This is a genomic window from Variovorax nivicola, assembly GCF_051216475.1.
Lineage (GTDB): Bacteria > Pseudomonadota > Gammaproteobacteria > Burkholderiales > Burkholderiaceae_C > Variovorax.
In genome coordinates this window covers 905,349-920,427 of sequence record NZ_JBPJZK010000001.1, presented here as the reverse complement: position 1 = coordinate 920,427, position 15,079 = coordinate 905,349, and the positions used below count along the sequence as shown (strand labels likewise).

The window sequence follows — 15,079 nt, the reverse complement described above, 5'->3', positions numbered from 1 at the left end:
AACAGCCATGACAGCAGAAAAGACCCGGGACCAGATCGCAGACCAGATTGCCGCCGAGCTCGGCCACAGCTTCGACGGCGAGATCATTGCCGGCGGCCACTACGTGCCACTGGTGCGCGACGGCCGCACGATCTACCTCAGCGGCCAGGTGCCGCGCGTGGGCACCACGGTAGTCGTCACCGGCCGCGTCGGCGACGCGGTGTCGCTCGACAAGGCCCGCGAAGGCGCGCAGATCAGCACACTGCGCAGCCTCGCGTTGCTGCGGCGCGCACTCGGTTCGCTCGATGCCGTCGAGAAGGTCCTGCGCGTCGGCGTGTTCGTGCAGTGCACGGCCGACTTCACGCAGCAGAGCGAAGTGGCCGATGCAGCATCCGACCTGCTGCACCGTGTGTTCGGCGATGCCGGCGTGCATGTGCGCACGGCGGTCGGTGTCTATGCGCTGCCGAAGAATGCGACGGTCGAGGTCGAGATGACGGTCGCTGCCAAGCAGAACATTGGCTAGCGCGATGTCAGGCCGGTGAGGTCGCGTGCCAGCTGCGCAATGGTCAGCGGTGCGCAGCCTTCGGCGTTGTTGCTCACGGTGACGAAGGCGTTTTGTCCCGCTCGGGTGGTGCCAGCGATCACCTTGGCCAGCGCCTCGCGCGTCTCGGGGTCCGGGTCGACGATCTTGTCGAAGGGGCCGTAGAGCTTTTCCGCGTCTTCATAGCCGAAGCGGCCGTGGCGCCGGTGCAGGTTCCAGCGGCACACCAGCGGTCCGGGCCACAGCGCGCGCAGCATTGGCAACTGGTCTTCGATGGGCGGCATCTTCGCGTGCAGGCCCATGCAGAAGGTGGCGCGCACGCTGCGCAGCATCTCAGCGAAGGCGGGGTTCAGCAGCTGCGGATCACGCACCTCGACGGCGACTACCGCGTCGGGCGCGACCGATGTGAGGTCGGGCAGCGATTCGAGCATTGCTGCGATTCGCGCCAGCAGCGCGGGCTGGTCGGCGAGGATGTGCCCAGGGATCGGGCTCAGTTGGAACACCAGCACGCCGATGCGATGGCCGAGGCCTTCGAGCGCGGGCAGCACGAATTCCTGCCGCGCGATCTCGCTGCTGAGGAACACGGGGTTGGCCTGCATACCGCGGCCGCTTTCATCGCGCACGGTGGCATCGGTCACGAGGCTCGGCGCCTTCACCATGAAGCGGAAGTCGTCCGGCACCATGGCCGCGTAGCGCGCGTACTGGCTGGCGGTAAGGGCTCGGTAGAAGTTGCGGTCCAGGCTCACTGTGCGAAACAGCGGGTGCTTCGCCAACGCCGAGAGGCCGTTTTTCGACAGCACGGTCTCGGCGTATTCGCCATCCCATACCAGGTTGGCCCAGCCCGGATAGCTCCACGACGAGGTGCCAAGCCGCAGCTTGGACGGCAGCGCGGCGGCCAGTTCGACCAGCGCCGGATCGGTGGGCGCAGGCTCGACCGTGCCGGTGCGCGATTTCTTTTTCGCGGGGGGCTCGGGGGCGGGGGCCGCAGCCGCCTCTTGAGGGCGCGGCAGTTCGGGGAAAAGGGAGTCCTGTACTTCAGCCATGTCTGGGCCCGCATTCTGAGCCAACATCGAACACGCCTGCCGCGCCGGGCACAATCCGCGCCATGAAACAGTGGTTGCGTACGCAGGGTGGTTGGTGGCTGGCATGGCTGGTGCTCACCGCCGTGGGCGCGGTGTGGATCGCGCGCGCGGAGCTGGCGCAGATGCAGCAGGACTTCGAGACCGACGTTCGCATTGCGCACCGACTCATGAGCCAGCAGATGGTGCAGTACGACGCGGTGCTGGCCACGCTCGCGCTGCTGGAGCCCAGCACCGGCGCGGACCATCCCGAGCAGCGGCTGCCCTCGGTGTACTCGTCGATCCTGCGCGTGCAGCGGCGCGACCGCGACGAGCCCTGGGCAGACAGCGCGCAGGCTGCCGCGCTTGCCGCGGCGGAGGCCCGCTCACGCAGCCTGCAGCGCGCCGAACTGGCTTCGCTCGACTTGGCCCACGGCCGCTACGTGCTGGTGATCGGTGCCGCACCGTTCAGCTACGCGCTCGACATCGATCTGGCCGGCTCCGTGCCATGGCGCGACTGGCCGATGAATCCACAGCGCAGCCCGGTGCGGCTGAGCTTGCAGCGCGATGGCCAGCAGTTGGTGCTGCAACCCGGCGTGCCGGCCGCGAACGGCTGGCGTTTCGACCTGACAAAGCCACTGGCCTCGCCGAGTCAGCCTTTCGATCTGGTGGCCGAGCGGCAGGTGGGCTGGGGTGAGTTGCCATGGCGCGGCATCGCCGCCTGGGCCGCAGCCATGGCCGCGTTGCTGGCTGGCCTGTGGGCCGCGCAGCGCCAGCGCGTTGCACGGCGACGGGCCGAAGAACTGCTGCGGCTCGGACAGGTCGCGCGGCTCAATGCGCTGGGCGAGTTGTCGGCCGGCTTGGCGCACGAACTCAACCAGCCGCTCACGGCGGTGCTGGCCAACGCACAGGCCGCGCGCCGCCTGCTCGACGACGACCCTCCCGACCTGGCCACGGCACGCGATGCGATGGGGCAGGCCGTGGAGCAGGCGCGCCGCGCGGCCGGTGTGGTGGGGCGCCTGCGCCGGGTCATCGAGCGACCCGAGGCGGGTGGCGAAGAAGCGAAGCCGCTGGTGCTGCAGGAGGTAGTGCGCAGCGCCATGCACTTGCTGGTGCCGGAGTTCACCAAACACGCGATCAACGCGCAGTTCGATGCCACCGCGCAGGCGCCGGTGCGCGTGCAGGCCGAGGCGGTGGCGCTCGAACAGATCGTGCACAACCTGCTGATGAACGCGCTGCAGGCACTCGACCTCGTGCCGGCGACCGAGCGGCGCCTCGTCGTGTCCGTCGGCCGTAATGGGCATGAGGGCGTGCTGACCGTGACCGACAACGGACGCGGCATCGCCCCCGAAGCCCTTCCGCGTCTCTTCGAACCCTTCTTCAGCACACGCGAAGGCGGGCTGGGCCTCGGCCTGAGCCTCAGCGAAACGCTGGCCAGCGGCATGGGAGGCAGCCTGAGCGCGGCCAACGCCTCGCCGCGCGGCGCGCGCTTCACCCTGCTGCTTCCGCTTGTCGCACCGTCTCCATGAACGCCCCGAACACCCATCAGCCGCAATCTCCGCTGGTCCACCTGATCGACGACGACCAGGCGGTGCGCGACAGCCTGTCGCTGCTGATTGGCACGGTCGGCCTGCGCGTGCAGGCCTGGGCCGACCCGCAGGCCTTCATCGACGGTTTCGATCGCGCGAGCGTGGGCGCCATCGTGCTTGACGTGCGCATGCCCGGCATCAGCGGCCTCACGGTGCTCGACCGGCTGATGGCGCAGGGCGTCGACCAGCCCGTGATCATGCTGACGGGCCACGGCACGGTCGAGATGTGCCGCCGCGCCTTCAAGGCCGGCGCGGCCGAGTTTCTTGAGAAGCCGGTGGACGACGAGCAGCTGCTCGAAGCGCTGCAGCAGGCGGTGCGCCAGCACGTGCGCTCGCGCCAACGCTCGCAGGCCGACAACGCCGCGCGCGAGCGGGTGGCGCAGCTGTCGGAGCGCGAGCGCGAGGTGCTGGCCTTCATCGTGCAGGGGCTCACCAACAAGGAGATCGCGCGCACGCTGGCGCTGTCGCCGCGCACGGTCGAGACGCACCGCGCCAATCTGTTCGCCAAGCTCGACTGCGATTCGCTCGCGCAGCTGATCCGGCGCTATGCCGTGCTGGTGGACAGCGCTCCGTAGTTCTACGGAGAGCTGGGCGTAGCCGTACGAATGGTTGCGGCGGCGCATGTTTTCTACAGTGGCGCAGTCGTTGGCAACAGCCGGCGCAACCACCCGTTTCACTGGAGAAAACGAACAATGCAATCCATCCTTCGCCTCGGCGGCCTCGCCGTTCTGCTCGCAGCTTCCGTCGCCCAGGCCCAGACGCCCGCACCTGCGGTGCGCACCGAAAAGAACATGTCGCTCGTGCTGGCCAACCAGATCGCGGCTGAAGCCGTGGCCGCCTGTGCGGCCAACGGCTACAACGTGGCGGCCACAGTGGTCGACCGCGCCGGCACCGTGCGTGCCGTGCAGCGCGCCGACAACGCTGGCCCGCACACGCTGGCATCGAGCGAGCGCAAGGCCTGGACTTCGGCTTCGGCCAAGAACCCGACGCAGGCCATGATGGAAGGCGCGCAGAAGAACCCCGCCGCCGCCAACCTGGTGTACCTGCCGGGCTTCCTGGTGCTGGGTGGCGGTGTGCCGATCAAGTCGGGCAATGAAGTGATCGGCGCGGTTGGCGTGGGCGGCGCGCCCGGCGGCCACCTTGACGAGCAGTGCGCCAACGCGGCGCTCGAGAAGGTCAAGGGCCTGCTCTGATGAAGGCGCGCGGTGTCTGGTCGGGTGTGCTGGCGGCCGCGCTCGGGTTGGGCGTGGCGGTAGGCTCGTTTGCCCAGGTGCCGCCGCTGGCGGCCGAGGTGCTGGCCTTCGAAGGGCTGCACCAGGCCGCGTGGCATGGCGACCTGCCAAAGCTGAAGGCGCTGATCGCCTCGGGCGCCAATCTCGATGCGCGCGACGCGCGCGGCCGCACGCCGCTGCATGTCGCCACGTACGCGCGGCAACGCGAAGCGATCAAGCTGCTGGCCAAGGCCGGCGCCAACCTCGACCTGCTCGAAGACGACCGCTACGACGCGGTCACCATCGCCTCTGTGGCCGACGATGCCGCGACGCTCTCGCTGCTGCTGTCGCTCGGTGCCAAGGCCGGGCAGACGACGAGCCGCTACGACGGCACCGCGCTCATCGCGGCCGCGCACCTCGGGCACGACGAAGTGGTGCGCAGGCTGATCGCTGCCGGCGCGCCGCTCGACCATGTCAACAACCTGCACTGGACGGCGGTGATCGAATCCATCGTGCTCGGCGATGGCGGCCCGCGCCACCAGCGCACGCTGGCCGCGCTGATCGATGCCGGCGCCAATCTCAAGCTGACCGACCGCCAGGGCAACACGCCGCTGCAACTGGCGAAGGCGCGCGGCTACACCGCCATGGTGAAACTGCTGGAAGCCCCGCGCGCAAGATAGGCGGCTCGGGGACAATGGAGCTTCTCCACGAGGAAACCGCCCCATGTACATGCCCCCGCAGTTCAATGCCAAGGACCCGGCCATCGCGCTGGAACTGATGCGCTCGCACCCGTTCGCGAGCCTGATCTCGAACGACGACGACGGGCTGCCGTACGTCACGCACCTGCCGCTGGTGGCCGAGCCGCGAGAGGGCGACGAGCTGGTGCTGTGGGGCCATTGCGCCAAGCCCAACCCGCACTGGCGCTATCTGCAGGCGCGGCCCCGGGCGGCTGTGACTTTTCTCGGTCCGCACTCGTACCTGTCGCCTTCGGTCTACCCCGACCTGGCCCGCGTGCCGACGTGGAACTACCTGGCCGTGCACTGCACCGTCGAGGCCCGGCTGATCGAGGAGCCTGCCGACAAGGACGTACTGCTCAAGAAACTCATCGGCGATCACGAGCCCGCCTACGCGCAGCAGTGGCGCGATCTGGGCGAGGAATTCCAGCGCAAGATGCTGGCCGGCATCGTCGGCTTCGAGCTGCGCGTGACTGCGCTGCAATGCAAGATCAAGCTCAACCAGCACCGCCGCGAGTCGCATGCGGCGATGCACGCGGTCTACAGCGCAGGCACACCAGATGAGCAGGCGCTTGCCGTGTGGATGGATCGCCTCGGCATGAACGCCGCGGCGGCAACCGCGGCGGAAGGACGCTGAGATGCGCGCGTTCGGGCTGATCGGCCTTGTGCTGGCGCTGGTGATCGTCGGGCTGGTCGCGAAGAAGCAGATGACGAGCATGGCTTCTTCCACGCGGCCGGCCGTGCCCGGCGTTGCCGCACCGGTCGCCGGTGAAGCGCCTGCGAATGTGCGCGATCAGGCGCAGCAAGTGCAACAGCAAGTCAAGGAAGCGCTCGACGCGGCGGCGAAGGCGCGGCAGATGCCGGATGACAACTGAGCCGATCCCATCGCCGACGACGAGCGACGCGCACTGGATGGCGCTCGCGCTTGCCGAGGCGCAGCTTGCCGCCGAGGCTGGCGAGGTGCCCGTCGGTGCGGTGCTGGTCAAGGATGGCCAGCTGATAGCGACGGGGCGCAACACACCGGTCGCGCAGCATGATCCGAGCGCGCATGCCGAGATCAACGCGCTGCGCGCTGGCGCCGCTGCACTGGGCAACTACCGACTCGACGGCTGCGAGCTGTTCGTCACGCTCGAACCTTGCGCAATGTGTTCGGGCGCCATGCTGCATTCGCGCCTGGCGCGCGTCGTGTACGGCGCGGCCGATCCGAAGACCGGCGCGGCCGGCTCGGTGCTCGATCTCTTTGCCGAGCCGCGGCTGAACCACCACACGCAGGTGCAGGGCGGTGTGCTGGCGCAGGAATGCGCCGCCGTGCTGCAGGCCTTCTTCCAGCAACGCCGAAGCGCCGCGCGCGCGCAAGCCGAGCCTTTGCGCGACGACGCGCTGCGCACGCCGGCCGAACGCTTCGACGCGCTGGCCGGCTACGGCTTCGCACCGCACTACGTGCAGGACCTGCCGAACCAGCAGGGCTGGCGCATGCACTACGTTGATGAAGGTGGCGAGGACGATGTTGCCTGCTGCCTGTGTCTGCACGGCCCCGGCGAATGGGGCTACTTCTTCCGGCATCTCGTGGGCCTGCCCGGGTTGCGCACGCTCGTGCCCGACCTGATCGGCTTCGGCAAGAGCGACAAGCCCAAGCGCGAAACACCGCATAGCCTCGAATGGCACCGCGACGTGCTGCTCGAATGGCTGGCCCGCGTGCAGCCCGCACCGGCGACCATGGTGCTCGCACACAGCGCGGCCGCTGCCGACCTGGCCGCGCTGCTGATGGCCGCGGCACCTGAACGCTTCGCGGCGGCGCTCGTCGTGCCTGAGGGTTATGAGCACATCGAAGACGCGTGGCGCGCACCTTTCCCCGACCGGGGCTACGAGGCCGCGCTGCGTGCGCTCGGCCCCATCGCCACATCGTCGGGACCGACGCTGGTGCAAGCCCGAACGTTCGTGCCGCAAGCGCGAAACGCAATGGGATACTCGAACACGTGACCAAACACATCTACATCTATTCCCCCTCCAGCGCGGTGCGCGACAAGGCCGCTTTCCGGCGCGGCGTGAAGCGGCTCAAGGCACTGGGCCATGAAGTCGAAGTCGACGATGCGGCACTCTCGGTGCATCAGCGTTTTGCGGGCGATGACACCACGAGGCTTGCCGCGATTTCACGCGCGGCGGCAAGCGGTGCTGACGTGGCGCTCATCGCGCGTGGTGGCTATGGCCTCACGCGCATCCTCGATGCCATTCCGTACAAGGCGGTGGCCAAGGCGATCGACAAGGGCACCGAGTTCGTAGGCTGCAGCGACTTCACCGCGTTGCAGAACGCGCTGCTGGTCAAGACCGGCGCCGTGACCTGGTCGGGCCCCGCGGTCGGCGAAGACTTCGGCGCTGAGGCCGGTTCCGACGACATCATGGAAGCCTGCTTCGACGACCTGGTGTCGGGGCAGGGCGAAGGCACCGGCTGGCGCATGCCGGCGCGCGATGCCGATCTGACGTTCAAGCCCGTGCAAGACGCGGTGCTGTGGGGCGGCAACCTTTGCGTGCTGGCCAGCCTGATCGGCACGCCATACTTTCCCGTGGTGGACAAGGGCGTGCTCTTCATCGAGGACACCAACGAGCACCCGTACCGCATTGAACGCATGCTCGATCAGTTGAAGATGGCCGGCGTGCTGGCGCGTCAGCGCGCCATTGTGTTCGGCCAGTTCACGGGCATTCGCAAGGTGCCGGGCTACGACCGCGGCTTTGGCCTGAACACGGTGATCGACCGGCTGCGTGCATCGCTCAAGGTGCCTGTGCTGGCGGGCCTGCCGTTCGGTCATGTGCAGACGAAGGTGCTATTGCCGGTGGGGGCGAAGGTGTCGATGGCGGCGGAAGGGCGCGATGTCTTTCTCGTCTGGGGCCATCGTCACGCGCCGACACATGACGATCATCACGGCCATGACCATCATCATCACGGCCATTGAGCCGACCATGGGGAGAAGAAAGCGGGAAAAAGAAAACGGCCCCGAAGGGCCGTCGCAGCTTCAGCTGTTGTTGGTAAAGCGCTGATGCGCGCGAGGCCCCATCGAGCCGGGCAATCCGCCCTTGAACATGCTGTTGATGGTTTTCATCTGGCGGCGTGCGGCGGTTTCGCCGTCGACGGCGCTCAGCGCCATCATCACGTCCTGTCGCAGATACCAGAGTGCTTCGACGTCGACCGCGAAGCGCACGCGCTGGCTGACGCGCTGCACCGAGTGGCCGCCATGGCCCTGGAGCACAGACAGCATCGCCGTGCGAATGCGCCCCAGCTGACTTTCCGTCGCCTGGCGGGATCCGAAGCCGGGTACGTTCAGCAGACGAAGAATGCGGCGAAAGAGCATGGGTCGAAAAAGCGTATTGCGGGAAGCGAGAACGGCCGCTACCTTAAGCCTCAGTTAACCATTTCACAAGATCTGAAACGGTGTTTCTTGTTTGTAAACAACACGCTTTACTTAGCGTATTTAACAGATGTTGTATTTTGTAATCCAAAGTACTACAAATTAATGAATGACCCTCTTGCATCTGCTCCGTTGCCCGCGGCGTATACCTATGTGGTCAACACGATAGGTGCGAAGGCCGTTTCTCCCGTGCGTAAATGAACGTATGCCCTGAGCATTTACAACCTGCGATAGAAATCGAGAATCACAACAGTATGGGTGTCAATTCCACAGTCGTATTCGCGGACTTGACGGGGAGCACCAGGGTCTTCGAGGCCATGGGGAATGCTCGAGCCACCGAGACCGTGACGCGGCTGACGCAATGGATCGGCGGCGTGTGCCAGGCGCACGGCGGCCGGGTGGTGAAGTCGCTCGGAGACGGTGTGTTCGCCATCTTCACCAGCGGTGCCGCCGCCACGCATGCGGTCGTCGAGCTGCAGCGCTATCACCAGAAGCGCCTGCTCGCATGGCCGGCGCCGTTGCGCATGGCGCTGCAGGTCGGCGTGGCCAGCGGGGAGGTGGTCGAGGTCGAGGGCGATTGCTATGGCGACGCCGTCAACCTGGCCTCGCGCCTGAGCGACTTGGCCGGCCCCGGCCAGATCTGGGTGACCGATGCCGTCATTTCCCAACTGCGCGACGGCGCGGTGCAGCATCGCGACCTGGGCCTCATCAACATCCGGGGCCGAAGCGAGATGTCGGTCGTGCACCGGATCGACTGGCAGGAGGAGGTGACGAGCTTCCTCACCGTGCCCGCCGCGCTGGCCCCGCTGCGCATGCCGGATTCTTCCTTCGGCCAGATCGAACTGGCCTGGCTCGACGTGCGGTCGATGTTTCGCACAGAAGAGCTCCCGATCCACCTGGGTCGCGTTGACGACGCGCAGTTCGTGGTCAACGACCCCCGCGTCTCGCGACTGCATGCGCGCATCGAGTTGCGGCAGGGCAGTTGCGTGCTGATCGACGTCAGCACCTACGGCACCTGGGTGCGCTTCCACGGCAACGGCGGGCCGAGCACCGAGATTGCCCTGCGGCGCGAAGAATGCGTGCTGCACGGCCGCGGTGAAATTGGCCTGGGCGCGCCGCTCAGCGACTTCAGTGCACCAACCATCGCCTTCAACACGAACAGCGGCGACGTGATGTTGTCGCGCCGCGAAATCGCGGGTTGAGCATTGGTTGGAACGCACCGCGCGGCGGTGACGTTTGGCAACCAGCTTGCCCAGTGCTGGGTGCACCACGGGCACAAGTCAGGCGTTGCGTATCCACCTGGGCGTTGTCCGCCCTTGGCTCTGGAGCCTCAGTGAACTTCAAACATCAATCTTCTGTTTTCAAGTGGGCCGCCATCGGCGCCGTCTTGGCTGGCGCACTGCTGGCTGCGGGTGCTGCCAACGCGCGCGGAAGCTGGTCGGTGCAGATCGGCACGCCTGGCTATGTCGCCGGCGGCTACCCGGCGCCGTATTACGCACCCCCGCCGGTCTATCCATATCCGGCCCCGATCTATTACGAACCACCGCCGCCGGTCTACTACCGGCCGCCGCCACCGGTTTACTACCGTCCGGCACCCATCTACAGCCCGCCGCCCGGCCGCATCTACTACGGGCCCGGCTACCCCTATCGTCCGCCGAATGGCTGGGACGACGAACGCGACTGACCGGTGGCACTGTCACCTGAATGTTTGCTGAAACTTTGGCATGCGCATTGGCATGCCAATTTTGTTTCAAGGGATGACTAAAAAGTCACATTGGCACACATTTATGTGGCGTCATCGCCATTTTTGAACGCCCGCCCAGACGTTTTCCGCAGGGCATGCCGCTTGCCTTGATTGCTCAACCGGCGTTGATGCGCCGCAGGAGCGAGGAACATGGTGGAACAGTTCGAGGCCGGCTGCGCAAGCCCGGTCGACGAGGTGGTGCGCGTTGCTGCGCCGCCTGCGCATGCAGTAACAAGAACGACAGCGGCAATCGATGAAACAACGCGCCCCCTGAAGGCCGCGGCTGCGTTCTCCATCGCGGCGGCACTGGCCGCATGCGGTGGCGGCGGAGGAAGCGGCTCTTCCGGTGGCTTCGGCTTTCCCATCGGCGGCAGCCCCAACCCGGGCGAGCAGCCCGACACCGGCCCTTATCACTACCCCCAGGCACAGAACGACGCGGAGGCTGCGCGCTTCTTGTTGCAGGCCCAGTTCTCGGCCTCGGATGCAGAGGTCGCCGCCGTGCGCACCAAGGGCTACATGCCATGGCTCAGCGAGCAACTCGCAGCAGCGCGCGAGCCCACGGCGTGGGAGTGGGTCAACGGCAAGACCTACGGCACCGTCGACACCGACGCGATGATCTGGCGCCAGCTCATGGTCGCGGCCGATCCGGTGCGCAAGCGCATGGCTCTGGCGCTCAGCGAAATCTTCGTGGTCTCCGGCACCGAGATCGGGTCGAGCTGGCCCACAGCCATGATGGCCCAGTACTGGGACACGCTGGCCAGCGGCGTCACCGGTAACTTCCGCCAGTTGCTGGAAGACGTCACGCTGAACCCCGCGATGGGCTTCTACCTCAATACCCGCGGCAACCGCAAGGAAGACGCCTCGGGCCGGCAGCCCGACGAGAACTACGCGCGCGAAGTCATGCAGCTCATGACCATCGGCCTGTACCAGCTCGAAGCCGACGGCACGGTGAAGACCGGCGCCGACGGCCAGCCGCTCGAAACCTACGTGCAGAGCGACGTGTCGAATCTCGCGCGCGTCTTCACCGGCTACGACTTCGACATCCGCTCCGCGGAGCGCAACGCCTTTCTTCCGCCCGGTGCAAGCAGCCGCATCGAGACCAACGCCTGGACCACGCGCCCCATGGCCTACACGGCGGGCAACCACTCGATGCTCGAAGCGCGCTTTCTCGGCGCCACCGTGCCCGCCGGTACGCCCGGCCCGGCAGCATTGAAGATCGCGCTCGACACGCTCTTCAACCACCCGAACGTCGGCCCCTTCATCGGCCGCCAGCTGATTCAGCGGCTGGTTACCAGCAACCCCAGCGCGGCCTACGTCAAGCGCGTGGCCGACATCTTCGCCAACAACGGCGCGGGCGTACGTGGCGACATGAAGAGCGTGTTCGTTGCCGTGCTGCTCGACGACGAGGCACGCGGCCCCACCGGTCTTTCCGATCCGAACTTCGGCCACCTGCGCGAGCCGATGCTGCGGCTCGTGCAATGGGGCCGCACCTTCGGCATCGGCTCGGCGCTGGACACCTGGGGCATCGGCAACACCTCCGACACGAGCCAGAGTCTCGGCCAGTGCCCGCTGCGCTCGCCCTCGGTGTTCAACTTCTTCCGGCCCGGCTACGTGCCGCCTTCGACTGCCATCGCCAGCAACAAGCTGGTGGCGCCCGAGTTCCAGCTGGTCAACGAAACCAGCGTGGGCGGCTATCTCAACTTCATGCAGGGCAAGCTACAGAATGGCTTCAACGGCAAGGACGTGGTTGCGAACTACGCGGCCGAGAAGACGCTGGTGACTGACCCCGCCGCGCTGGTGCGGCGGCTCAACCTGCTGCTCGCGGGCAACCAGCTGTCGGCCGCCACGGTGGCGCTGATCACCGATGCGCTGACCAAGGCTCCGCTGCTGAACCCCACCACCGACGCCCGCAAGCTCGACCTCATCTGCGCCGGTGTGCTGCTGGTGATGGGCTCGCCCGAATACCTCGTCCAGAAGTAAAGAAGAAGCCGGAGCGAACCGACCATGCACCTGATAAATCCTGCCCAGCATTCGCGCCGCGCCTTCCTGCGCCGCACGGGCCAGCTCGCGATGGCCGGCACCGCGCTGCCGTTCGCGCTTAACCTCGCCGCCATGGGCGAAGCCGCTGCACAGGCCGCGCCCGGGGACGACTACAAGGCGCTGGTCTGCGTCTTCCTGTTCGGCGGCAACGACTACGCCAACACCCTCGTCAACTACGACGCCGACAGCTACGCGAAATACAGCGCCATCCGCGGCGCCATCTCGCTGCCGTCCGATGCGGCGCTCGCAGCCACCGAGCTCAAGCCGGCCGTTTCGCTTGCCAACGGGCGCAAGTACGCGCTGAACCCGGCGATGACGAAGCTCACGACGCTGTTCGACGAAGGCAAGATGGCCGTGCAGCTCAACGTCGGCCCGCTGGTCAAGCCGCTCACGCGCGCGCAGTTCAACAGCTCGAACCGCAAGGACTTCCCGATCCCGCCCAAGCTGTTCTCGCACAACGACCAGCAGTCGATCTGGCAATCGTCTTCGCCCGAGGGCTCCACCATCGGCTGGGGCGGCAACCTCGGCGACCTGATGCTGGCCGGGCAGCGCAACGCGTCGCTCTTCACCTGCGTCTCGGTGGCGGGCAACGCGGTGTTCCTGTCGGGCGACGAGGCGCTGCAATACCAGGTCGGCACGGGCGGCGCGGTGCGCATCAACAGCGTGAGCACCGCCACTGGCAACGTCTACGGCTCGTCGGCGGTCAAGGCAGCCATGCAGCAGCTGGCGCAGCAGTCGCGCAGCCACACGCTGGAGAACGAATACAACAGGGTCACCCTGCGCGCGGTCGAGGCCGAAGGCAAGGTCACCACCGCCATCCAGCCCGACGACCTGAACGCCAACTTTCCCACCGGCAACAACCTGGCCGACCAACTCAAGATGGTGGCGCGCCTGATCCGCGGGCGCACCTCGCTGGGCGTGAAGCGCCAGGTGTTCTTCGTCTCCATGGGTGGCTACGACCTGCACGACGACCTCGACACGAAGCAGGGGCCGCTGATGCAGCGCCTGTCCGAAGCCATGTTCGCCTTCCAGCGACAGATGGAAGCCCTCGGCATTGCCGACAAGGTGACGGCCTTCACCGCCTCCGACTTCGGCCGCACGCTGTCGAGCAACGGCAATGGCTCCGACCACGGCTGGGGCAGCCATCACTTCGTGGTCGGCGGTACCGGTACTGCCACCGGTACCGGCGCCGTGAAGGGCAAGGCGCTGTACGGCACGCCGCCGCCGGTGAGCATCGGCAACACCGCTGCCGACGACGACCAGTGGCACGTCGGCCAGGGCCGGCTGTTGCCCACCACCTCGGTCGACCAGTACGCGGCCACGCTGGCCAAGTGGTTCGGCGTGCCCGACGCGGACCTCAACGGCATCCTGCCCAACCTGAAGAATTTCAACAACGTGACCGCGCCCAGTGGCATCAGCTATCCGCGCGATATGGGGTTCATGACATGAACGCAATGAGCAGCATGACCGCCATCGGCGGCCTCAACGGCATGGAAGGCGGGGCCAGCGTGAACTTCAGCGCGGAACCTCCCGAGGCGCCCGCGCTGGCGCGCAGCAAGGCGGTGACGCACGTGCGTCCCTTCACCAACGTCGAGGCCGCCATCACGGCGCTGGAATCGCTGGACCGCGAGCTCAAGAAGTTCGAGCTCGCGGTGGCCGACAGCCTGCAGGACTACCTGGGCGTGCAGATGGCGCAGATCACCGACTGCGCGCTGGCACGCGGTTGGGAACCGGTCAGCTTCTTGCAGAAGGACGGATTCCGCGTGTACCGCTACGAGGCCATGCGCAGCTACAAGGGGCGCAGCAAGAGGCGTTGAGTTTCCGGAGGCCGCAACGCCTCCAAGACGAGCATCAAGGCTGGCGAAGCGCGTCGGCCGGCATAGTAGGCGTGATACCCATCAAAGGTTGCCGCCCAGTCGTCGAGTACCGGCACCAGCCGGCCTGCCTCGATGTGTTTCTCGACGAGGTCGGAGGGCAGCCATGCCAGCCCGTGCCCGGACAGCGCCGCAGCGACGATCAGCTCGCTCGAGTTGAAGACGAGCCGGCCCGTGACGTGGGCGTTGACGCCTTTCCGGCGCCGCGTGAATTCCCATTTCAGAAGGCCGCCGTGGGATGCCAGGCGCAATCCGATGCAATCGTGCAGGGTCAGATCCTGCGGGGTAGACGGCCGGGGGTGGCGCGAGAAGTAGTCGGGGCTGCCCACCACGGCCATGCGCATGTCGGGCGCGATGCGCACGGCGATCATGTCCTTGGCCACGTCGCCGCCCAGTCGCACGCCGATGTCGAAGCGCTCGGCAACGATGTCGGTGAAGCGGTTGTCGCCGCTGATCTCCACCTTGATGTCGGGGTACAGGGGCAGCCATGGTTGAAGCCTGGGCCAGATCAAGGTTCGCATCGAGTGTTCAGTCGCCGTGATGCGGACCGTGCCGGCGGGCTTGCCGCGCATCTCGCCCAGAACGGCGAGTTCTGCTTCGATGTCCTCGAAGCGCGGGCCGACGGCTTGGTACAGGCGTTCGCCCGCTTCCGTGGGCGCGACGCTGCGTGTGGTCCGGTTGAGCAGCTTCAGGTCGAGCCGGCGCTCCAGCGCGCGGACGGTCTGGCTGAGCGCGGACTGCGTCACTCCAAGCTGGGCCGCCGCTCGCGTGAAGCTGCCTGCGCGCACCACGGCCGCAAAACTGGCCAGGTCGTCGAAGCGTGCCATTGATTAGCCTGCCTTCTAGGTACATGTCGATCCAGCAGTCTAGTCATTGGCAAGCAGGCTGCCTAAAGTTCTTGTGATCGG

General features: G+C 66.9%; 18 protein-coding genes. 15 read left to right on the top strand and 3 right to left on the bottom strand.

Going from position 1 to position 15,079, the window contains the following annotated elements:
• Positions 1-7: 7 nt before the first annotated feature.
• The gene (locus ACSFBF_RS04305) at positions 8-502 is read left to right on the top strand and encodes a RidA family protein (RefSeq protein WP_093074548.1); all 495 of its coding nucleotides are present in this window, start codon (positions 8-10) and stop codon (positions 500-502) included.
• Here the strand turns inward: ACSFBF_RS04305 and ACSFBF_RS04300 are convergent.
• The gene (locus ACSFBF_RS04300; RefSeq protein WP_435465088.1) at positions 499-1,563 is read right to left on the bottom strand and encodes a DUF72 domain-containing protein; all 1,065 of its coding nucleotides are present in this window, start codon (positions 1,561-1,563) and stop codon (positions 499-501) included. The two genes, ACSFBF_RS04305 and ACSFBF_RS04300, sit on opposite strands and share 4 nt — an antisense overlap.
• A gap of 62 nt (positions 1,564-1,625) precedes the next feature.
• Here ACSFBF_RS04300 and ACSFBF_RS04295 point away from each other — a divergent pair, with 62 nt between their 5' ends.
• The 8 genes from ACSFBF_RS04295 (at position 1,626) to ACSFBF_RS04260 (ending at position 8,060) form a co-directional block, all read left to right on the top strand.
• Positions 1,626-3,107, top strand: a complete 1,482-nt coding sequence (locus ACSFBF_RS04295; RefSeq protein WP_435465087.1) for a sensor histidine kinase — start codon at positions 1,626-1,628, stop codon at positions 3,105-3,107.
• Positions 3,104-3,742 (top strand): response regulator transcription factor, encoded by a 639-nt coding sequence (locus ACSFBF_RS04290; protein WP_435465086.1) that lies wholly within the window; start codon positions 3,104-3,106, stop codon positions 3,740-3,742. Before ACSFBF_RS04295 ends, ACSFBF_RS04290 begins: the two co-directional genes overlap by 4 nt.
• Positions 3,743-3,859: 117 nt before the next feature.
• Positions 3,860-4,360 carry a GlcG/HbpS family heme-binding protein gene (locus tag ACSFBF_RS04285; protein ID WP_435465085.1) on the top strand — a complete coding sequence of 167 codons (501 nt, stop codon included), beginning with the start codon at positions 3,860-3,862 and terminating at the stop codon, positions 4,358-4,360.
• Entirely contained in the window at positions 4,360-5,058 is a 699-nt protein-coding gene (locus ACSFBF_RS04280) for an ankyrin repeat domain-containing protein (protein WP_435465084.1), read from the top strand. Before ACSFBF_RS04285 ends, ACSFBF_RS04280 begins: the two co-directional genes overlap by 1 nt.
• A 43-nt stretch (positions 5,059-5,101) precedes the next feature.
• A complete protein-coding gene (locus ACSFBF_RS04275; RefSeq protein WP_435465083.1) occupies positions 5,102-5,749 on the top strand; it encodes an FMN-binding negative transcriptional regulator in 648 nt (215 codons plus the stop codon).
• A gap of 1 nt (position 5,750) precedes the next feature.
• Positions 5,751-5,987, top strand: coding sequence for a hypothetical protein (locus ACSFBF_RS04270; protein ID WP_435465082.1), 237 nt, complete (start codon positions 5,751-5,753; stop codon positions 5,985-5,987).
• Entirely contained in the window at positions 5,977-7,092 is a 1,116-nt protein-coding gene (gene tadA, locus ACSFBF_RS04265; RefSeq protein WP_435465081.1) for a tRNA adenosine(34) deaminase TadA, read from the top strand. Before ACSFBF_RS04270 ends, tadA begins: the two co-directional genes overlap by 11 nt.
• On the top strand, positions 7,089-8,060 hold the full coding sequence (locus tag ACSFBF_RS04260) for an LD-carboxypeptidase (RefSeq protein ID WP_435465080.1): 972 nt from the start codon (positions 7,089-7,091) through the stop codon (positions 8,058-8,060). Before tadA ends, ACSFBF_RS04260 begins: the two co-directional genes overlap by 4 nt.
• A gap of 60 nt (positions 8,061-8,120) precedes the next feature.
• On the opposite strand, the gene ACSFBF_RS04255 is transcribed toward ACSFBF_RS04260, so the two are convergent.
• Positions 8,121-8,363 carry a hypothetical protein gene (locus ACSFBF_RS04255; protein WP_435465079.1) on the bottom strand — a complete coding sequence of 81 codons (243 nt, stop codon included), beginning with the start codon at positions 8,361-8,363 and terminating at the stop codon, positions 8,121-8,123.
• Between ACSFBF_RS04255 and ACSFBF_RS04250 the strand changes: the two genes are divergently transcribed.
• The 6 genes from ACSFBF_RS04250 to ACSFBF_RS04225 all read left to right on the top strand — a co-directional run bounded on the left by ACSFBF_RS04250 (position 8,340) and on the right by ACSFBF_RS04225 (position 14,114).
• Positions 8,340-8,714 (top strand): hypothetical protein, encoded by a 375-nt coding sequence (locus ACSFBF_RS04250; RefSeq protein ID WP_435465078.1) that lies wholly within the window; start codon positions 8,340-8,342, stop codon positions 8,712-8,714. The genes ACSFBF_RS04255 and ACSFBF_RS04250 overlap by 24 nt on opposite strands.
• 53 nt (positions 8,715-8,767) lie before the next feature.
• Positions 8,768-9,715: an adenylate/guanylate cyclase domain-containing protein gene (locus ACSFBF_RS04245; RefSeq protein WP_435465077.1), complete on the top strand. Its 948-nt coding sequence runs from the start codon at positions 8,768-8,770 to the stop codon at positions 9,713-9,715.
• 131 nt (positions 9,716-9,846) lie between these two features.
• A complete protein-coding gene (locus ACSFBF_RS04240; protein WP_435465076.1) occupies positions 9,847-10,197 on the top strand; it encodes a hypothetical protein in 351 nt (116 codons plus the stop codon).
• Positions 10,198-10,407: 210 nt separating this feature from the next.
• Complete coding sequence (locus ACSFBF_RS04235; protein WP_435465075.1) at positions 10,408-12,237, top strand: DUF1800 domain-containing protein; 1,830 nt, start codon at positions 10,408-10,410, stop codon at positions 12,235-12,237.
• A 24-nt stretch (positions 12,238-12,261) separates the two neighbouring features.
• Positions 12,262-13,746 carry a DUF1501 domain-containing protein gene (locus tag ACSFBF_RS04230; protein ID WP_435465074.1) on the top strand — a complete coding sequence of 495 codons (1,485 nt, stop codon included), beginning with the start codon at positions 12,262-12,264 and terminating at the stop codon, positions 13,744-13,746.
• Between the two features lie 5 nt (positions 13,747-13,751).
• Positions 13,752-14,114, top strand: a complete 363-nt coding sequence (locus ACSFBF_RS04225) for a hypothetical protein (RefSeq protein WP_435465073.1) — start codon at positions 13,752-13,754, stop codon at positions 14,112-14,114.
• On the opposite strand, the gene ACSFBF_RS04220 is transcribed toward ACSFBF_RS04225, so the two are convergent.
• Positions 14,087-14,998, bottom strand: coding sequence for a LysR family transcriptional regulator (locus ACSFBF_RS04220; RefSeq protein WP_435465072.1), 912 nt, complete (start codon positions 14,996-14,998; stop codon positions 14,087-14,089). The two genes, ACSFBF_RS04225 and ACSFBF_RS04220, sit on opposite strands and share 28 nt — an antisense overlap.
• Positions 14,999-15,079 lie beyond the last annotated feature (81 nt).

What these genes read in the sequence shown, in the direction of transcription:
- ACSFBF_RS04305 (WP_093074548.1), top strand. Translation starts at nt 8, where the DNA reads ATGACAGCAGAAAAGACCCGGGACCAGATCGCAGACCAGATTGCCGCC.
- ACSFBF_RS04300 (WP_435465088.1), bottom strand. Translation starts at nt 1,563, where the DNA reads ATGGCTGAAGTACAGGACTCCCTTTTCCCCGAACTGCCGCGCCCTCAA.
- ACSFBF_RS04295 (WP_435465087.1), top strand. Translation starts at nt 1,626, where the DNA reads ATGAAACAGTGGTTGCGTACGCAGGGTGGTTGGTGGCTGGCATGGCTG.
- ACSFBF_RS04290 (WP_435465086.1), top strand. Translation starts at nt 3,104, where the DNA reads ATGAACGCCCCGAACACCCATCAGCCGCAATCTCCGCTGGTCCACCTG.
- ACSFBF_RS04285 (WP_435465085.1), top strand. Translation starts at nt 3,860, where the DNA reads ATGCAATCCATCCTTCGCCTCGGCGGCCTCGCCGTTCTGCTCGCAGCT.
- ACSFBF_RS04280 (WP_435465084.1), top strand. Translation starts at nt 4,360, where the DNA reads ATGAAGGCGCGCGGTGTCTGGTCGGGTGTGCTGGCGGCCGCGCTCGGG.
- ACSFBF_RS04275 (WP_435465083.1), top strand. Translation starts at nt 5,102, where the DNA reads ATGTACATGCCCCCGCAGTTCAATGCCAAGGACCCGGCCATCGCGCTG.
- ACSFBF_RS04270 (WP_435465082.1), top strand. Translation starts at nt 5,751, where the DNA reads ATGCGCGCGTTCGGGCTGATCGGCCTTGTGCTGGCGCTGGTGATCGTC.
- tadA (WP_435465081.1), top strand. Translation starts at nt 5,977, where the DNA reads ATGACAACTGAGCCGATCCCATCGCCGACGACGAGCGACGCGCACTGG.
- ACSFBF_RS04250 (WP_435465078.1), top strand. Translation starts at nt 8,340, where the DNA reads ATGGCCCTGGAGCACAGACAGCATCGCCGTGCGAATGCGCCCCAGCTG.
- ACSFBF_RS04255 (WP_435465079.1), bottom strand. Translation starts at nt 8,363, where the DNA reads ATGCTGTCTGTGCTCCAGGGCCATGGCGGCCACTCGGTGCAGCGCGTC.
- ACSFBF_RS04245 (WP_435465077.1), top strand. Translation starts at nt 8,768, where the DNA reads ATGGGTGTCAATTCCACAGTCGTATTCGCGGACTTGACGGGGAGCACC.
- ACSFBF_RS04235 (WP_435465075.1), top strand. Translation starts at nt 10,408, where the DNA reads ATGGTGGAACAGTTCGAGGCCGGCTGCGCAAGCCCGGTCGACGAGGTG.
- ACSFBF_RS04230 (WP_435465074.1), top strand. Translation starts at nt 12,262, where the DNA reads ATGCACCTGATAAATCCTGCCCAGCATTCGCGCCGCGCCTTCCTGCGC.
- ACSFBF_RS04225 (WP_435465073.1), top strand. Translation starts at nt 13,752, where the DNA reads ATGAGCAGCATGACCGCCATCGGCGGCCTCAACGGCATGGAAGGCGGG.
- ACSFBF_RS04220 (WP_435465072.1), bottom strand. Translation starts at nt 14,998, where the DNA reads ATGGCACGCTTCGACGACCTGGCCAGTTTTGCGGCCGTGGTGCGCGCA.